Consider the following 16,109-nt stretch of genomic DNA (forward strand, 5'->3'; position numbering starts at 1 on the left):
TTGCGCGCGCGGGGACGCGGGTTATCGTACTCGTACTAGAAGTTTGTTCTCCTGCGCTGGAGGTTCGATGCTTCGGTTCGATGACAGGGTGGCGATCGTCACGGGGGCCGGGCACGGCCTCGGCAGGTCGCACGCGCTCCTGCTGGCCGAGCGGGGCGCCAAGGTGGTCGTCAACGACCTCGGCGGCGCGCTCGACGGCACGGGCGCCTCCGCCGGTCCCGCCGCCGAGGTGGTGGAGCTCATCACCAAGAACGGCGGCCAGGCCGTCGCCAACGCCGACAACGTCGCCACCCCGGAGGGCGCGCAGGCCATCGTCCAGGCCGCGGTCGACACCTTCGGCAAGATCGACATCGTCGTCAACAACGCGGGCATCCTGCGCGACCGCTCGTTCGGCAAGATGACGGTCGAGGAGTTCGACGCGGTCCTCGCCGTCCACGTCCGGGGCTCCTACCTCGTCTCCCGCGCGGCGTACCCGTACATGAAGGAGGCCGGCTACGGCCGCGTCGTCAACACCTCCAGCCCCGCCGGCCTGTTCGGCAACTTCGGCCAGGCCAACTACTCGACCGCCAAGATGGGCCTGGTCGGGCTGACCAGGACGATCGGCATCGAGGGCGCGCGCAACGGCATCAAGGCCAACGCCATCGCCCCGGTCGCCTGGACGCGCATGACCGAGTCGCTGCTGCCGGCCGAGTTCGAGGCCAAGTTCACGCCCGAGCGGGTCAGTGCCCTCGTCGCCTACCTCGTCCACGACTCGTGCGAGGTCAGCGGCGAGGTGTTCACGGTCGGGGGCGGCAAGGTGGCGCGGGTCATGGTGGCCGAGGGGCCGGGCTGGCGTTCCGACGACATCTCGCCGGAGGCGGTCGCGGACAACTGGGGGGCGATCATGGCCGAGCAGCCGTACGTCCTGACGGCCGCCGACTCCATGAAGGCGATGCTCTGACGGCTCGCTGAGTCTTCCTGTCAGGGACCCCTCCGCGCGGAGGGGTCCCTTTCGTTGTGTGCGGACACCCTTTGTTCGATGATCGGCGGAAGATATCCGACTTAAGCCGAAATTCGGTCTTGATTCGTACGGCTGCCGCTCTTAAGGTCGCGGCATGACCCCCGCTCCGGGCTCGCCCGGGGACGTGCTGACCCTCATCAGCGCGGGCTCCGCGACGACCCGATCCGACCTGGCCCGGCTCACCGGCCTCGCCCGTTCCACGATCTCCCAGCGCGTCGACGCCCTCATCGAGAGCGGCCTCGTCGAGGAGAGCGAGAGCGGCGAGTCCACCGGCGGCCGGCCGCCCCGCCAGCTCCGGCTGCACACCGACGGCCACGCCTTCGCGGGCGTGGACGTGGGCGCCACCCACTGCCGGGTCGCGCTGATGGACATCTCGGGCGAGGTGCTCGCCGAGTGCGAGGACCCGCTCCTCGTCACCGAGGGCCCCGAGGCCGTCCTCGCCCACGTCGACACCCGTCTCGACCGGCTGCTCGCCGAGGCCGGGCGGCCGAGGTCGGCGCTGCGGGCGCTGGGCATGGGGGTGCCGGGGCCGGTCGAGTTCGCCACCGGCCGGCCGAACAACCCGCCGATCATGCCCGGCTGGAACGACTACCCCATCCCCGAGCACTTCGAGGACTGCGTCGTCCTCGTCGACAACGACGTCAACGTCATGGCGCTGGGGGAGCACCGCAACGCCTTCCCCGGCACCGGCCACCTGCTGTTCGTCAAGGTCGGCACCGGCATCGGCTGCGGCATCGTGGCCGAGGGACGGCTGCACCGCGGCGCGCAGGGGTCGGCGGGCGACATCGGCCACATCCGGGTGTCCGGCCACGACGACGCGGGCTGCCGCTGCGGCAACAGCGCCTGCCTGGAGGCCGTGGCCGGAGGCGCGGCGCTCGCCCGCCGCCTCACCGAGCTCGGCGTGCCCGCCGCGACCGGCGCCGACGTGGTCGCGCTCGTCCAGGCGGGCGACACGCTGGCGCTGCGCCTGGTCAGGGAGGCCGGCCGGCACATCGGCGAGGTGCTGGCCGGGCTGGTCAACTTCTTCAACCCCGAGGTCATCGTCGTCGGCGGCGTCCTGTCCCGGGTCCACGAGCACCTGCTCGCCGGGATCAGGGAGACGATCTACCGCAGGTCGCTGCCGCTGGCCACCCACCACCTGTCGATCGTGCCGAGCCGTACCGGGGAGGACGCCGCCGCTCTCGGCGCCGGGCTCCTGGCGATCGAGCACTACCTGTCACCCGACAACATCAACAAGATCGTCAACGCCTGACAGGAGAGACCCCGATGCTGGTCATGAGGGGAATCGTCAAGCAGTTCCCGGGCGTACGCGCGCTCGACGGCGTGGACCTGGACGTGCGGGCCGGCGAGGTCCACTGCCTGCTCGGACAGAACGGCGCCGGAAAGTCCACCCTGATCAAGGTCCTCGCCGGGGCCCACCGGCCCGACGAGGGCACGATCGAGCTGAACGGCGTCCCGGCCGCGCCCGCGAGCCCCGTGGACGCCATCCGGCTCGGCATCGCCACCATCTACCAGGAGCTCGACCTCGTCGACGGGCTCACCGTGGCCGACAACATCTTCCTCGGCCACGAGCACGCCCGGCTCGGCTTCACCGACCGGCGCGCCGCCAACCGGGCGGCCGGCGAGGTGCTGGCCCGGCTCGGCCACCCCGAGATCCGGCCCTCCGCCGAGGTCGGGCGGCTCCCCCCGGCCGCCAAGCAGATCGTGTCCATGGCCCGCGCCCTCTCGCGCGAGGCCCGCCTCATCGTCATGGACGAGCCGTCCGCCGCGCTCGCCCACGACGAGGTCGCCAACCTGTTCCGGATCATCCGCGACCTCACCGCCCGCGGCGTCGCCGTCGTCTACATCTCCCACCGGATGGAGGAGATCCGCGAGATCGGCGACCGCGTCACCGTCCTCAAGGACGGCCGCACCATCGCGGTCGGCCTGCCCGCCCGCGACACGCCCACCTCCGAGATCGTCTCCCTGATGACCGGCCGCGACGTCGAGTACGTCTTCCCGCCGCGCGCCTCCCGGCCGCCCGGCGAGGAGGTGCTGCGGGTGGAGGGCCTGTCCGCCCCCGGCGCCTTCGCGGGCGTGTCGTTCTCGGTGCGCGCGGGCGAGATCGTCGGGCTGGCCGGCCTGGTCGGCTCCGGCCGCTCGGAGATCCTGGAGGCGGTCTACGGCGCGCGCCGCGCCACCGGCCAGGTGCTGGTGGGCGGCCGTCAGGTCCGCCGCGCCGGCCTGCTCCAGTCCGTACGGCGGGACGGCCCCCTGCGGGCGCTGCGCCGCGGCGGCGTCGTCGAGTCCGTACGGCTCGGCATGGGCCTGGCCCCCGAGGAGCGCAAGGCCCAGGCGCTGCTGCTCGACCAGAGCGTCACCGCCAACATCACGCTGGGCGGGTTATCCGGCTTCGCCAGGCTCGGCTGGCTGGACCGGGCCCGCGAGCGCGCCGAGGCCACCCGGCTGGCCGAGGCGCTCGACATCCGCCCCCGCGACCCCGAGCGCCCGGTCAAGACGCTGTCCGGCGGCAACCAGCAGAAGGCCGTGCTCGCCCGCTGGCTGCTCGGCGGGCGCCGGCTGCTGCTGCTCGACGAGCCGACCCGCGGCGTGGACGTGGGCGCCCGCGCCGAGCTGTACACCGTCATCCGCCGCCTGGCCGAGGACGGCATCGGCGTGCTGCTCGTCTCCAGCGAGGTGCCCGAGGTGCTCGGCCTGGCCGACCGGGTCCTCGTGCTGCGCGAGGGGACCGTCATCCACCAGGGCGACGCCCGTGACCTCGACGAGCACCGCGTCCTCGACATGATCATGAATGGGAGGGCCGCCTGATGACGGAAGCGGTCATGAAGAGGAGGGTCGCCTGATGGCCGAAGCAGGAAGAACGGTCGCCGAGGCCCCCGTGACGACGGCCGCCCCCCGCTCCTTCGAACTGCGGCACCTGGGCCTGTTCGTGGCGCTCGCGCTGCTCGTGGGCGTCGGCCTGGTCACCCGGCCCGCCGCCTTCGCCACCGCCGACAACCTGGTCAGCATCCTGTCGCTGGCCGCCACGATCGGCGTCATCACCGTCGGCGCCACGTTCGTCATCATCGGCGGCGGCATCGACCTGTCCGTGGGCGCCGTCATGGCGCTGGCCTCGGTCTGGGCGACGACCGTGGCCACGCAGGAGTTCGGGCCGGTCGTCATGGCGATCTGCGCGATCCTCGTCGGCACGGGCGCCGGGCTGGTCAGCGGGCTGCTCGTCGCGTACGGGCGGCTGGTGCCGTTCATCGCCACGCTCGCCATGCTCGTCGCCGCGCGCGGCCTCGCCCAGCGCATGTCCGACCGCAGGACCCAGCTCGTCCGGCCGGACAACCAGGCCATCGTGGACCTCGCCACCACCCGGGTGCTCGGCGTCCCGCTGCTCGTCTACGTCTTCGCCCTCGTCGTCGTCCTCGGCTGGGTCCTGCTCAACCGCACCACGTTCGGGCGCCGGACGTACGCGGTGGGCGGCAACCCCGAGGCGGCCCGGCTGGCCGGCATCGACGTGCGGCGGCACACCATGCTCCTGTACGCGCTGTCCGGCCTGTGCTGCGGCATCGCCGCGATCCTCATCATGGCCCGCACCACCACCGGCTCCTCCACGCACGGCGACCTGTACGAGCTGGACGCCATCGCGGCCGTCATCATCGGCGGGACGCTGCTGACCGGCGGGCGCGGCACGATCGTGGGCTCCATCCTCGGCCTGCTGATCTTCACCATCATCACCAACCTGTTCATCCTCAACGGCCTCAACACCAGCGACCAGCTCATCGCCAAGGGCCTGATCATCGTCGTCGCCGTCCTGCTCCAGCGGCGGAACCTGAAGGAGAGAACACCATGACCGACAAAGTCGCGCGCCGCGGATTCCTCGTCGGCGGACTCGGCGGAGCCGCCCTGTTAGCGGCCGCCGGCTGCACCAGCAACGAGCCGTCGGCCGCCCCCTCCGCCGGCGCCGCGCCCGCTCCCGCCCCGTCGGCCGGCGGCAACGACCAGCCCGGCACCAAAGTCACCATCGGCTTCTCCGCCCCCGCCGCCGACCACGGCTGGATCGCCGCCATCGCCAAGAACGCCGAGGCCGCCGCCAAGCAGTACCCCGACATCGACTTCAAGCCCGTCGAGCCCACCAACGACATCAACCAGCAGATCTCCGCCGTCGAGTCGCTCGTCGCGGCCAAGGTCGCGGCGCTGGTGATCCTGCCCAACGACGGCCAGCAGCTCAACCAGGTCGCCCTCCAGGCCACCCAGGCCGGCATCCCGGTCGTCAACCTCGACCGCGTCTTCCCCGACAAGCTGGCCTACCGCACCTGGATCGGCGGCGACAACTACGGCATGGGCGTCGCCGCCGGCCACTACATCGGCAAGAAACTCAAGGACAAGGGCGTCACGAACCCGGTCATCGTGGAGATCCAGGGCATCGCCACCCTCCCGCTGACCCAGGACCGCAGCAAGGGGTTCGCCGACGCGCTCAAGACGTACGGCTTCAGCGTGACCGCCAAGCAGGACGCCAAGTTCACCGTGGAGACCGGCAACCAGGTGGCGACCAGCCTGCTCCAGGCGCACAAGAAGATCGACGCCCTGTGGAACCACGACGACGACCAGGGCATCGGCGTGCTCGCCGCCATCAAGGAGGCGGGCCGCAAGGAGTTCTTCATGGTCGGGGGCGCCGGCTCGCTCAACGCCATGAAGGAGATCCAGTCCGGCTCGTCCGTGCTGGAGGCGACGGTCACGTACAGCCCCACGATGGCCTCCTCGGCGATCAAACTCGCCCGGCTCATCGCCCAGGGGAAGGGCATGAGTGACCTCGTGGAGAACCAAGTTCCGCAGTCCATCACGCTCGCGTCGGAGACCATTACCAAGGAGAACGTCGAGAAGTACCTGCCACTCGGCTTCGAGTCCTGATCGGGGGCTGCATGTCAGAAAAGATCGGCATCGGCGTGGGCATGGTCGGCCACGCCTTCATGGGCCGCGTCCACTCCCAGGCATGGCGGAGCGTGGGGGCCTTCTTCGACCTGCCGCTCGCGCCGCGCATGGCGGTGCTCGCGGGCAGGTCGAGGGAGCGCGCCTCCGCCGCCGCGGCCCGGCTCGGCTGGGCCGACGTCGAGACCGACTGGAGGAAGCTCGTCGAGCGCGACGACGTGCAGATCGTCGACATCTGCACGCCCGGCGACTCCCACGCCGAGATCGCCATCGCCGCGCTGGAGGCGGGCAAGCACGTCATCTGCGAGAAGCCGCTGGCCAACACCGTCGCCGAGGCCGAGGCCATGGTCCGCGCCGCGGCCTCGGCGCCCGGCAGGAACATGGTCGCCTTCAACTACCGCCGGGTGCCGGCCATCGCCCTGGCCCGGCGGTACGTGGAGGAGGGCCGGCTCGGCGAGATCCGGCACGTGCGGGCGCAGTACCTGCAGGACTGGATCGTGGACCCGCACTTCCCGCTGGTGTGGCGGCTGCGGAAGGACAAGGCCGGCTCCGGCGCGCTCGGCGACATCGGCGCGCACATCATCGACACCGCCGAGTACGTCACCGGGCAGCGCGTGGTCGGCGTCTCGGCGCTCACGGAGACGTTCGTGAAGGAGCGTCCCCTGGCCGAGGAGTCGGCCGGCCTGGCCGCCACCGGGAGCTCCGCCACCGGGACGGTCACCGTGGACGACGCCGCCCTGTTCATCGGCCGGCTCTCCGGCGGCGCGCTCGCCTCGTTCGAGGCCACCCGCTTCGCCACCGGCCGCAAGAACGCGCTGCGCATCGAGCTCAACGGCTCGCTCGGCAGCCTCGCCTTCGACTTCGAGGCCATGAACGAGCTCTGGGTCAGCGAGGGCGACTCCGGCTTCACCCGGATCCTCGTCACCGAGCCCGGGCACCCGTACGCCGGGGCCTGGTGGCCGCCCGGCCACGGGCTCGGCTACGAGCACACCTTCACCCACGAGATCAAGGACTTCCTGGAGGCGATCGCCGAGGACCGCGACCCCGCCCCGTCGTTCGCCGACGGCCTGCGGGTGCAGCGGGTCCTCGCCGCGGTCGAGCGGAGCGCGGCCGACGCCAGCCGCTACACGGCCGTGGAGGACGCATCACTGGGAGAGCACGCAGGACTCGCAGAGAACGCAGGACTCGGAGAGAACGCAGGACTCGGAGAGGACGCATGATGAGACCGGTCACGTTGTTCACGGGCCAGTGGGCGGACCTGCCGTTCGAGGAGGTGTGCCGGCTCGCCGCCGAATGGGGCTACGACGGCCTGGAGATCGCCTGCTCGGGCGACCACTTCGACGTCGCCCAGGCGGTGTCCGACGCGTCGTACGTGGAGCAGAAACGCGCCCAGCTCGACAAGCACGGCCTCAAGGTGTGGACCATCTCCAACCACCTCGTCGGCCAGGCCGTCTGCGACCACCCCATCGACGAGCGGCACAAGGCCATCCTGCCCGCCCGCGTCTGGGGCTCCGGCGACCCCGAGTCGGTGCGGCAGGCGGCGGCCGAGGACATGAAGAACACCGCGCGCGCCGCCGCCCTGCTCGGCGTCGACACCGTCGTCGGCTTCACCGGCTCGTCGATCTGGCACACGGTCGCCATGTTCCCGCCGGTGCCCGCCTCCATGATCGACGCGGGCTACCAGGACTTCGCCGACCGCTGGAACCCCATCCTCGACGTCTTCGACGAGGTCGGCGTACGGTTCGCGCACGAGATCCACCCCAGCGAGATCGCCTACGACTACGTGACGACGCAGCGCACCCTGCAGGCCATCGGCCACCGTCCCGCGTTCGGCCTCAACTGGGACCCGTCCCACATGGTCTGGCAGGACCTCGACCCGGTGGCGTTCATCCTCGACTTCGCCGACCGCATCTACCACGTGGACTGCAAGGACACCCGCGTCCGGGTCGGCGACGGCCGCCGCGGCCGCCTGTCCTCGCACCTGCCGTGGGCGGACCTGCGGCGCGGCTGGGACTTCGTCTCGACGGGCCGCGGCGACGTGCCGTGGGAGGACTGCTTCCGGGCGCTCAACGCGATCGGCTACTCCGGGCCCATCTCGATCGAGTGGGAGGACGCGGGCATGGACCGCCTGGACGGGGCCAAGGAGGCGCTCGGCTACATCCGCCGGCTCAACTCCATCACCCCGCCGGCGACCTCGTTCGACGCCGCCTTCTCCACCACCTGACGCTCCGGGCACGTGCAGGGCTTGAAAGGCAAGGCCCTCACGGGGGCGCGCTGCGCGCGAACTCGCGCTCGGGCGTGCCCCCCAGGGGGCTCCCGCCCCCTTCGACCCCCTCAAGGGCATGGTCCTCGCTGACGCTCGGGCGTTCTTGCCGCGGGGCTCCGCCCCGGGGGCGAGGGGCTCCCGCCCCTCGCGCACCCCGGCCCGGGCCGGAGACGTCAGGGGGAGTCCTGACCGGAGAAATTTGCTGAGCACCCCGCTGCACGCCCCTCAGAAGCAACCGCAACGATGTCACCTCGCTTATGCCGCTGATAGGCGATGAACGCCGATCGGGGCCACGACCATGACAAGGACTGCCGGACGGGCTGGGCCGCAGGGGTCACACCGGTCATCGCCCGCCGTGGCACCCCGTACGGCTCCGGCCTGGAAAAGCGTCCCGGATGGCCTCCGCCGACCCGCGCACCCGCCGGGAGGTTCGCGACGGCATCCACGAAGCCCTCATGACCCCCACCCTCATAGCCGGGATCTCAGCACATCGACCTCACACCCCGGCGCGAACGGGTCGAAGCCGTGCTCGACCAGCCAGCGAACCACCAGCAGGCTTCGCAACGACCACCACGCGCGGATCACGTCGAGGTCGACGTCCGTGCCATAGCCGGCGACGACGTCGCCGAGGCGCTCCTCGTGTCCGAGCGTCAAGGTGGCGAGGTCGAACAGGGCATCACCTTGGCCCGCCTCGGACCAGTCGATGATGCCCGTGATCCCGTCGCCGTCGGCGAACACGTGAGCGATCTGCAGATCGCCGTGCGTGAACACCGGCGTCCACGGCCGGAGCGCGGCCTCGGCCACCTGGCGGTTGCGGGTGACCAGGTCGGCGGGCAGGACGCCGTTCGTCACGAGCCACTCGCACTCGCCGTCGAGCTCCGCCGCCAACTCCTCAAGGCCGCGGCCGGCCCGGCCGGTCCGGGACGGCGACGGTGCGTCGTGCAACCTCCGGACGGCGGCGCCCGCCGCGGCCCATGCCGCCGGGGACGCGGTCGACGGCTCGCCGAGGCGGCCGAGCGCCGTCCCCGGGACCGCGGCGATCGCGAGCACCGGCGGCTGGTGCCACAAAATCTTCGGGGTCGGGACCGGCGCCATGGCCATCGCCTCGACCTCGGCGTCGATGCGCGCCTGATCGGCGTCCACCTTCAGGAACACGTCGCCGACGCGCAGGGTCGCGCGCTCGGAATGGGCGACGATCATCTGGACCTCATCCATGGGGGATCAGTATCCCGAGGATGGCCGTCGACGTCGCCGGGTTTGTCGGGTGCGATGGCGCGGCTGACCGCGTCCCGCCCCCAAGCGGCCTCGTGCGCTCAACCCAACGGCTCGTCTCGTGGTCGGCGCGCGGCGCGCGAACCTTCAGCGGCGGGTCGGTCAGGCGGCGCCCGACGCGGCGTCGGTGCCTTGGACGGCCTCGATGGTCTGCATGTGCTTCTCTCCCCACTCGCCGAGCGGGATCAGCGCGGTGTTCAACGACTGGCCGAACTCGGTGAGCGAGTACTCCACCTTGGGCGGCACCTGCCGGTAGACCTCGCGATGGACGAGCCCGCAACGCTCCATCTCGCGCAGTTGCAGGATCAGCATCTTCTCGCTGATGCCCGGGACCTGACGGCGCAGCTCGCCGAACCGCACCGGCTCGTGATGCAGCGCCCACAGGATCAGCGCCTTCCACTTGCCGCCGACCACGTCGACGGCCGCGTCGAGGCCGCACGAGTAGCTCGTCTTCTTCATCGCGCACCGGCTTACTGAAAAAAAGGTTAGTACCTGACAAAATAGTAGGTACTTGTTGGTTGGTTAGCAAGCTGTGAGGATCGTGCGTGCTCGGCCCGGAGAGCGACTCCGAGGCCACTGACCTGCAAGGAGAGCACGCGATGCAGCACGGTTCCGTGACCGTCAACGGTGTCCGGATCGCCTACGTCGAGCAGGGTGAAGGGCCGCTGGCGCTGTTGCTCCACGGCTTTCCCGAATCCGGCGAGGCGACCTACCGGCACCTGATCCCGGCGCTGGCCGCGGCCGGCTACCGGGCCGTCGCCCCGAACATCCGGGGCTTCGCCCCCTCGGCCCTGCCGGCCGACGGCAGCATGCTGCTGGCGGACCTGGTCGCCGACGCCAACGCCCTGCACCAGGCGCTGGGCGGCGGGAGCGACGCCGTCCTGATCGGCCACGACTGGGGCGCCGCCACCGCCTGGGCCGCCGCCGCCACCGCACCCGAGCGCTGGTCGAGGGTGGTCGTGAGCGACGTCCCGCCGCTGTGGTACTTCGCCCGCTACGCCGGCACCTACGAGGGCATCGAGCGGCTCAACCACTTCTGGTTCTTCCAGATGGACATCGCCGAGACGGTCATCGCCGCCGACGACATGGCCTGGCTGCGGCAGGTCATGCAGGACAAGTGGACCGCACCCGGCTACGACGCCACCGAGGACTTCGAGGCGACGCGCAAGGCCCTGGGCGAACCGGCCCGCCTGAGGGCCGCACTGGACCTCTACCGGATGAACTTCGGCCCGAAGGTGATGGGCACCCCCGAATGGGAGGCCGCCCACATGGCGCTGTGGGGCGCGCTGCCCACCCAGCCCACGCTCTACCTGCACGGCACCGCGGACCAGAGCGTCTCCCTGGACGAGGAGGCCCTGGCCGCCATCGGCGCGAGCCTGTCCGACGGTTCGGAGACCGCCTTCGTCGAGGGCGCCGGCCACATCGTCCCCGCCGAGAAGCCCGACGCCTACAACGCCCTCGTCCTGCGGTTCCTGAAGAAAGAGGTCTGATCGAGGCCCCCGCCCACTGTCACAGCCTCCGCCACGGGGGCTCCGGCATGACGGGTCAGTACGTGCACGCGTGACCGGTGAGCCGGAGCAACTCGTCCGGCTCACCGGCCGCACCCCGCTCGGCCACGACAGCGCCGCCTACACCACCGCCTTCAGCCCCGATGGCCGTCTCCTGCTCACCGGAAGCCACGAGTACGCGGCGCTGCTCTGGGACGTCTCCGAGCCACGCAGACCCGTCCGGGTGGCCACGCTGGGCGGACATCAGTCCCAGATCAGCGCCGCCGCGTTCTCCCCCACCGGCGACGTGCTCGCCACCGGCGCCGTCGACGAGTCGGTCGTCCTCTGGAGTCTGGACGCCGAACCGTGAACCCGGAGCACGTGTGGAGATCCCCGCCCTCGACGGGCGCTCCTCGGCGCCCCCGTCGCGAGGGTGACACCTCGGCCCGCGTACCCCGTCGGCCGCCTCCGGCGAGAGTGGCGCGCTGCGGGAGACTGGGGGAGTGACCACCGAGAGCGTCCGTCCGGATCCGCCGGCGACCAGTCCCTCCATCGTGCTGCTCACGCTGGCGCACATCGCCGGGGTGCCCAAGGCGTCGTTCAGCGATCTGGCGCGCATGTCGGGCATCACCGTGCAGAGCGTGCACACGGGGGTCAAGGGGCTGGCGGGGGCCGGGCTCGTACGGGACGGCAAGGCGAGGGCCGGGTCGGCGTCGACGCTGGAGCTCACACCCGAGGGCGCGCGGCTGATGCGGGAGGCGATGAAGGTCGTTGAAGACGTGGAGGAGCGGCTGTTCGGGCCGGACGCGGACCCGATCCAGCGCCGGATCGCCGACACCGTACGGGCCTCCTTCGCCGGGCTCTCCCCGGGCCCGCCGGACGGCGCGACGAGCTGATGGACGCCGACCAGGCGTGCCGGCTGTTCGGCGGGCAGCGCGTCGCCCGCCTGGCCACCGTGGACGCCGGAGGGGCGCCCCACCTGGTGCCCGTCACGTTCGCCCTGGCCGGAGACCGGATCGTCATCGCGGTCGATCACAAGCCCAAGTCGACCACCGACCTGAAGCGGCTGCGCAACATCCGGGCGAACCCCCGGGTCGCGCTCCTCGCCGACCACTACGACGACGACTGGACGCGGCTGTGGTGGGTGCGCGCCGACGGCACGGCCCGCGTCCTCGGCCCGGACGCCGCCACGGGCGGCGAGGCGGGCGGCGAGGCGGTGGACGCGCTGGTGGAGAAGTACGAGCAGTACCGAGGTAGGCGACCCGCCGGGCCCGTCGTGCTCGTGGACGTGACGCGGTGGTCCGGCTGGCGAGCCTCGTGACGTCACCAAGCGCATGCGAACGATCACCCTGGGTGAGGTAAAGTGGCGGAGTGGCTCACGAACCCCCCGCCGGCCCGTTCACCCCGGGCGGCTTCGACACCCGGCGCGACGTCGCCGCCGGCCTGCCGCTGTTCCTCGTCGAGCAGTGGCGCGCCTCCGACCGCACCGATGGCGAGGCGCGCCGCCTGCTGAGCCGTCACGAGACGCGCGGATACTCCGTGGTGTCCGACTCCGCAGGGCTCACCCGGCTCAGCCAGCGGCTCGGGCTGCTGGAGGTGCTGGCGCTCATCGACCGGCCGAAGCGGATCCTGCACGCGTGCGCCAGGGCCGCGGGCGGGCGCGCGGTGGGGGTGTGGGCGGCCGACAACGCGCAGCTGTTCCATCCGGAGACGGTGCCGGCGTCCACGCTGCTGTCCGCCCTGCTGACGGCACAGGACGAGATCCGGCGCCACTGCGAGGTCCGCATCGGGATCGGCGCCCACCTCGGGTCCTTCTACGAGCTGTCGGGCGGGCTGTACGGGGCGGAGGCCGACGCGGTCGAGGAGTTCGCCGAGAACGACACCGAGGGCGGGGAGATCGCGGTGACGCAGGCCGTGGTGGACCGGCTGCCTCAGGGGCACCCCTTCGCGCTGCGGCCCAAGGACGGCGTCGGCGGCCTGGTCGGGCCCGTCCACCAGGTGCTCGACGGTCCCCGCCTCGACATCGCGGGGCTCGGCCCGGCGTGGGCGGCCGAGGGATGGCCGGGCGAGTCGGGGGTCACCGGCGAGGAGCACTACCCGATCCCCTACTCCGGCGCCTTCTACGCCGACCTGCTGCTGCTCGACGCCCGCCCCGGCGACGCCGAACTGGCCGGGCGGCTGGCCGCCGAGCACCTGCGCGAGCGCACCGTCGTCCTGGTCGAGCGGAGCGCCGCGCCGGCCGACACGCCCGAGGTGGAGCTGCTGAGAGGGCTGTCGCTGTCGGCGGCGATGCGCGACGTGGGCGTGAGCCTCCTGCCGCCCGAGGGAGCCGTCGAGATCAAGGTCGCCGGGCCGCTGGGCATCTACCTGTTCGACGAGCCCGCCCCGGCCGTGCGCTTCGCGCTGGAGATGCGCGCGGGGCTGGCCGCGCGGGAGATCGTGGGCCGGATCGGGGTGGCCGCCGGGCCGGTGCTGGCCGGCCGCACGCCCGGCGGCGGCTGGGACGTCGCCGGTGCCCCGGTCAACCTCGCCTCGAAGATGGCACAGGACCTCGGCACGCCCGGCCGCGTCCACCTGAGCGAGGCCGTGCGCCATGCCCTGGGCGACCACGACGACCTGGCGGGGTTCGAGGCGGTGCGGAGCGCGGTGTCGGGGGTCGAGATGACGTACTGGGTGGGCTGACGGCTAAGCGGTGCGTCCGGACACGAAGATGCAGAAAGGGTGTCCGGCCGGGTCGGCGTACACGCGCAAAGGCTCCTCGGGGTCGTCGACGCGGTCCAGCAGCAGCCGGCCGCCGAGGCCCAGGACGCGTTCATGCTGGGTCCGCAGGTCCTCGACCGACGTCACCGTGAGGTCCAGGTGCGACTGCTGGGGGACCGGCCCCTTCGGCCATGTCGCTTCCGGCAGCTCCTCGACCTGCTGGAAGGCGAGTTGCGGAGCGCCGCCCGGGGTGCGCAGCACCAGCCAGTCGCGGCCCCGCTCGTCGTCGACTCCCGGCTCGGGCGGCTCGTCACCGGGCCGGTAGACCAGGCCCAGCAGAGACCGGTAGAACTCCGCCAACGCCCTGGCGTCGGTGCAGTCCAGCACCACCTGACACAGCCTGAGCCTGCTGTCCTGGTCGTCCACTCGAACGCCTCCACCGATGATCGTCTCCGCATCCGCCGACAGGTTCTCTGCGCGCACGGCCGGGGGTTAAACGCGGATCCGCATGCGCCGATGGGCGGGCCGTGCGTGGAGGGGGCGCCTGGCGGCTATCGGATCCTCGTCGTGGGGGAGGGCGTCGTGGTGTGCCGCGCGCGGGACCGTGCGCGATGCCGGAAGAGGGCGGATGGCGCGCTGTGTCCGACGAGGCCGGACAGTGCGCGGAGTCGGGCGAGGCGGAAGGCGGCCGTCGTGAGGCCCGCCACGGCCGCCACGACCAAGGTGATCGTCAGCGGCGCCGGGAAGTACGTGAGCTGCGCCCACGTGACCGTCCGGCCGTTCGTCAGGAAGGAGACCAGGTCCGGATACGCCGCCAGCAGCGCCGAGGGCAGGAGCACCGGCACCAGCCGCAGCCCGACCCGCCACGTGCCCGACCCCAGAGACCTCGCCGGCCCTCCTGCAGACTCCGCCGCTGCAGACCTCGCCGGCCCTCCTGCAGACCCCGCTGCTGCAGACCCCGCCGGCCCCTGTGCAGACCCCGCCGGCCTCTGTGCAGATCCCGTCGATCCCCGTGCAGATCCCGCCGGTACGCCCGCAGATCCCCGCGCAGATCCCGCCGGTACGCCCGCGGACCCCGCCGGTTCCCCCGCAGACCCCACCGGCACCCCTGCGGACCCCAGCGGCCCCTTGGCAGTCTCGGGCCTCTTCGACGTCATCGTGGCGAGACGGCGGGCCGCCCAGCGGCGCGAGCGGGCCGCCCCCAAGGCCCCGAGCCCGGCCGCCGCCAGGGCGATGATCCCCAGCACCAGCTCGAACTGCTGCCTGTCGCCCCCCGGAACCTCCGGCGCGGTGCCCTCGCTCAGGTCGGCGAGCCCGCCGGCGATGGTGAACGTGGCGTCCGCCAGGGCGGCGCTGTTCGCCATGACCGCGAAGCCGTACCCCGTTTCGGGGACGATCGTCTCGACGGCGGTGTAGGTGAACAGGTTGCCGGAGTGGGTGAGCCGCCTGGTCCCGTCGTCGATGCCCCAGCCCATGCCGTAGTCGCGCACCGTGCTCGGGGCGTGCATGGCGGCCAGGCTCGCCGGGCCGACGAGACGGCGGCCCCGGCCGTTCTGGGCGATCAGCCAGCGGCCCATGTCGGCGGCCGTGGTGATGACGCCGCCGCTGCCGCTGCCGTCCAGGAAGGCGGGCAGTTCGGGGCGCGGCAGCCAGAGGCCGTACACCGAGTTGTACCCGTCGGCCGGCCGGACCTCCCGGTCGCTGACGGCGCTGGAGCGCATGCCGAGCGGCCCGAAGACCCGCTCCCTCATGAAGTCGCCGAACGCGCGGCCACTGGCCACCTCCACCAGCCGGGCCGCCAGGTTGTAGTTGACGTTGCAGTACTCCCAGCGGGTGCCGGGCGCGGCGCGCAGCGTGGCGTCGCCGAGCTTGGCGGCGTACTCCTTGAGCGAGCCGGCCGTGTCCAGGTCGCGGATGTCGGTCGTGGTGTCGGACAGGCCGGACGTCTGGTTCAGCAGGTGCCGTACGGTGATCGACCGGGCGCGTGGGTCGGCCATGCGCAGTTCCGACAGTTGCTCGACCACGGGTTCGTCGAGGGTGAGCTTGCCCTCCTCCACGAGGATCATCACGGCCATGGCGGTGAACGACTTGGTCACGGAGGCCACCCGCATGGGCGTGGCGGCGGTGACCGGCCTGCCCTCGGAGTCGTGGCCGTAGCCGGCGGCGTGGACGACCCGGTCGCCGTGGGTCACGACGACGGACAGGCCGGGCAGGTCCGTGGCGTCCAGGGCGCGGTTGACGTAAGCGTCGATGGCGGCGGGGGAGAGCTCCGGGGCGGCCGTCGTCCGCGTCGTCGTCGGCGCGATCGACGCCGCCGCAGGGGCGGACGGTACGGCCAGGGCCGTCAGCACGGCGAGGGCGAGGGGAAGGATCTTCACTGGTGGCGCTCCGTTCGAGGGTCGTACTCCGGAGAACCTAGAGATCGGGACGGGCCGCGACATCGGCCATCCGTCCAGCGGCACCCCTGACG

16 protein-coding genes and 1 pseudogene are annotated in these 16,109 nt (G+C 72.1%); 13 read left to right on the top strand and 4 right to left on the bottom strand.

Annotated elements, in window-relative coordinates; translation table 11 throughout:
• Positions 1 to 67: 67 nt before the first annotated feature.
• The 8 genes and pseudogenes from HT134_RS34145 to HT134_RS48200 form a co-directional block, all read left to right on the top strand.
• Positions 68 to 940, top strand: coding sequence for an SDR family oxidoreductase (locus HT134_RS34145; protein ID WP_175604612.1), 873 nt, complete (start codon positions 68 to 70; stop codon positions 938 to 940).
• 154 nt (positions 941 to 1,094) lie between these two features.
• A complete protein-coding gene (locus tag HT134_RS34150; protein ID WP_175604613.1) occupies positions 1,095 to 2,252 on the top strand; it encodes an ROK family transcriptional regulator in 1,158 nt (385 codons plus the stop codon).
• 14 nt (positions 2,253 to 2,266) lie between these two features.
• The gene (locus HT134_RS34155) at positions 2,267 to 3,808 is read left to right on the top strand and encodes a sugar ABC transporter ATP-binding protein (RefSeq protein WP_175604614.1); all 1,542 of its coding nucleotides are present in this window, start codon (positions 2,267 to 2,269) and stop codon (positions 3,806 to 3,808) included.
• A gap of 34 nt (positions 3,809 to 3,842) precedes the next feature.
• A complete protein-coding gene (locus HT134_RS34160) occupies positions 3,843 to 4,838 on the top strand; it encodes an ABC transporter permease (protein ID WP_246366113.1) in 996 nt (331 codons plus the stop codon).
• On the top strand, positions 4,835 to 5,896 hold the full coding sequence (locus HT134_RS34165; RefSeq protein ID WP_175604616.1) for a substrate-binding domain-containing protein: 1,062 nt from the start codon (positions 4,835 to 4,837) through the stop codon (positions 5,894 to 5,896). The genes HT134_RS34160 and HT134_RS34165 overlap by 4 nt, the downstream gene beginning before the upstream one ends.
• A gap of 11 nt (positions 5,897 to 5,907) precedes the next feature.
• On the top strand, positions 5,908 to 7,134 hold the full coding sequence (locus HT134_RS34170) for a Gfo/Idh/MocA family protein (RefSeq protein WP_217708717.1): 1,227 nt from the start codon (positions 5,908 to 5,910) through the stop codon (positions 7,132 to 7,134).
• Positions 7,131 to 8,138, top strand: coding sequence for a sugar phosphate isomerase/epimerase family protein (locus HT134_RS34175; protein ID WP_175604617.1), 1,008 nt, complete (start codon positions 7,131 to 7,133; stop codon positions 8,136 to 8,138). Before HT134_RS34170 ends, HT134_RS34175 begins: the two co-directional genes overlap by 4 nt.
• A 275-nt stretch (positions 8,139 to 8,413) precedes the next feature.
• Positions 8,414 to 8,570, top strand: a pseudogene (locus HT134_RS48200) (IS5/IS1182 family transposase); the annotation flags it as partial.
• Positions 8,571 to 8,648: 78 nt separating this feature from the next.
• Here HT134_RS48200 and HT134_RS34180 read toward each other — a convergent pair.
• Together HT134_RS34180 and HT134_RS34185 are read right to left on the bottom strand one after the other, a co-directional pair.
• Positions 8,649 to 9,395: a phosphotransferase family protein gene (locus HT134_RS34180; RefSeq protein ID WP_175604618.1), complete on the bottom strand. Its 747-nt coding sequence runs from the start codon at positions 9,393 to 9,395 to the stop codon at positions 8,649 to 8,651.
• A gap of 159 nt (positions 9,396 to 9,554) precedes the next feature.
• On the bottom strand, positions 9,555 to 9,911 hold the full coding sequence (locus HT134_RS34185; protein ID WP_175604619.1) for a winged helix-turn-helix transcriptional regulator: 357 nt from the start codon (positions 9,909 to 9,911) through the stop codon (positions 9,555 to 9,557).
• A gap of 140 nt (positions 9,912 to 10,051) precedes the next feature.
• Here HT134_RS34185 and HT134_RS34190 point away from each other — a divergent pair, with 140 nt between their 5' ends.
• The 5 genes from HT134_RS34190 to HT134_RS47870 all read left to right on the top strand — a co-directional run bounded on the left by HT134_RS34190 (position 10,052) and on the right by HT134_RS47870 (position 13,621).
• Complete coding sequence (locus tag HT134_RS34190; protein WP_175604620.1) at positions 10,052 to 10,942, top strand: alpha/beta fold hydrolase; 891 nt, start codon at positions 10,052 to 10,054, stop codon at positions 10,940 to 10,942.
• A 70-nt stretch (positions 10,943 to 11,012) separates the two neighbouring features.
• The gene (locus tag HT134_RS47865; protein WP_175604621.1) at positions 11,013 to 11,309 is read left to right on the top strand and encodes a WD40 repeat domain-containing protein; all 297 of its coding nucleotides are present in this window, start codon (positions 11,013 to 11,015) and stop codon (positions 11,307 to 11,309) included.
• 133 nt (positions 11,310 to 11,442) lie between these two features.
• Positions 11,443 to 11,835, top strand: coding sequence for a MarR family winged helix-turn-helix transcriptional regulator (locus HT134_RS34200; RefSeq protein WP_175604622.1), 393 nt, complete (start codon positions 11,443 to 11,445; stop codon positions 11,833 to 11,835).
• Positions 11,835 to 12,260 carry a TIGR03668 family PPOX class F420-dependent oxidoreductase gene (locus HT134_RS34205; RefSeq protein WP_175604623.1) on the top strand — a complete coding sequence of 142 codons (426 nt, stop codon included), beginning with the start codon at positions 11,835 to 11,837 and terminating at the stop codon, positions 12,258 to 12,260. Before HT134_RS34200 ends, HT134_RS34205 begins: the two co-directional genes overlap by 1 nt.
• Before the next feature lie 50 nt (positions 12,261 to 12,310).
• Positions 12,311 to 13,621: an adenylate/guanylate cyclase domain-containing protein gene (locus HT134_RS47870; RefSeq protein ID WP_175604624.1), complete on the top strand. Its 1,311-nt coding sequence runs from the start codon at positions 12,311 to 12,313 to the stop codon at positions 13,619 to 13,621.
• A 3-nt stretch (positions 13,622 to 13,624) separates the two neighbouring features.
• Here the strand turns inward: HT134_RS47870 and HT134_RS34215 are convergent, their stop codons facing one another.
• On the bottom strand, positions 13,625 to 14,122 hold the full coding sequence (locus HT134_RS34215; RefSeq protein WP_312888657.1) for a VOC family protein: 498 nt from the start codon (positions 14,120 to 14,122) through the stop codon (positions 13,625 to 13,627).
• A gap of 68 nt (positions 14,123 to 14,190) precedes the next feature.
• Positions 14,191 to 16,017 (bottom strand): serine hydrolase domain-containing protein, encoded by a 1,827-nt coding sequence (locus HT134_RS34220; RefSeq protein WP_312888658.1) that lies wholly within the window; start codon positions 16,015 to 16,017, stop codon positions 14,191 to 14,193.
• Between the last annotated feature and the right edge of the window lie 92 nt (positions 16,018 to 16,109).

It is taken from the genome of Nonomuraea rhodomycinica, assembly GCF_013363995.1.
Lineage (GTDB): Bacteria > Actinomycetota > Actinomycetes > Streptosporangiales > Streptosporangiaceae > Nonomuraea > Nonomuraea rhodomycinica.

What these genes read in the sequence shown, in the direction of transcription:
- HT134_RS34185 (WP_175604619.1), bottom strand. Translation starts at nt 9,911, where the DNA reads ATGAAGAAGACGAGCTACTCGTGCGGCCTCGACGCGGCCGTCGACGTG.
- HT134_RS34205 (WP_175604623.1), top strand. Translation starts at nt 11,835, where the DNA reads ATGGACGCCGACCAGGCGTGCCGGCTGTTCGGCGGGCAGCGCGTCGCC.
- HT134_RS34190 (WP_175604620.1), top strand. Translation starts at nt 10,052, where the DNA reads ATGCAGCACGGTTCCGTGACCGTCAACGGTGTCCGGATCGCCTACGTC.
- HT134_RS34145 (WP_175604612.1), top strand. Translation starts at nt 68, where the DNA reads ATGCTTCGGTTCGATGACAGGGTGGCGATCGTCACGGGGGCCGGGCAC.
- HT134_RS34155 (WP_175604614.1), top strand. Translation starts at nt 2,267, where the DNA reads ATGCTGGTCATGAGGGGAATCGTCAAGCAGTTCCCGGGCGTACGCGCG.
- HT134_RS34170 (WP_217708717.1), top strand. Translation starts at nt 5,908, where the DNA reads ATGTCAGAAAAGATCGGCATCGGCGTGGGCATGGTCGGCCACGCCTTC.
- HT134_RS34180 (WP_175604618.1), bottom strand. Translation starts at nt 9,395, where the DNA reads ATGGATGAGGTCCAGATGATCGTCGCCCATTCCGAGCGCGCGACCCTG.
- HT134_RS34175 (WP_175604617.1), top strand. Translation starts at nt 7,131, where the DNA reads ATGATGAGACCGGTCACGTTGTTCACGGGCCAGTGGGCGGACCTGCCG.
- HT134_RS34160 (WP_246366113.1), top strand. Translation starts at nt 3,843, where the DNA reads ATGGCCGAAGCAGGAAGAACGGTCGCCGAGGCCCCCGTGACGACGGCC.
- HT134_RS34150 (WP_175604613.1), top strand. Translation starts at nt 1,095, where the DNA reads ATGACCCCCGCTCCGGGCTCGCCCGGGGACGTGCTGACCCTCATCAGC.
- HT134_RS34165 (WP_175604616.1), top strand. Translation starts at nt 4,835, where the DNA reads ATGACCGACAAAGTCGCGCGCCGCGGATTCCTCGTCGGCGGACTCGGC.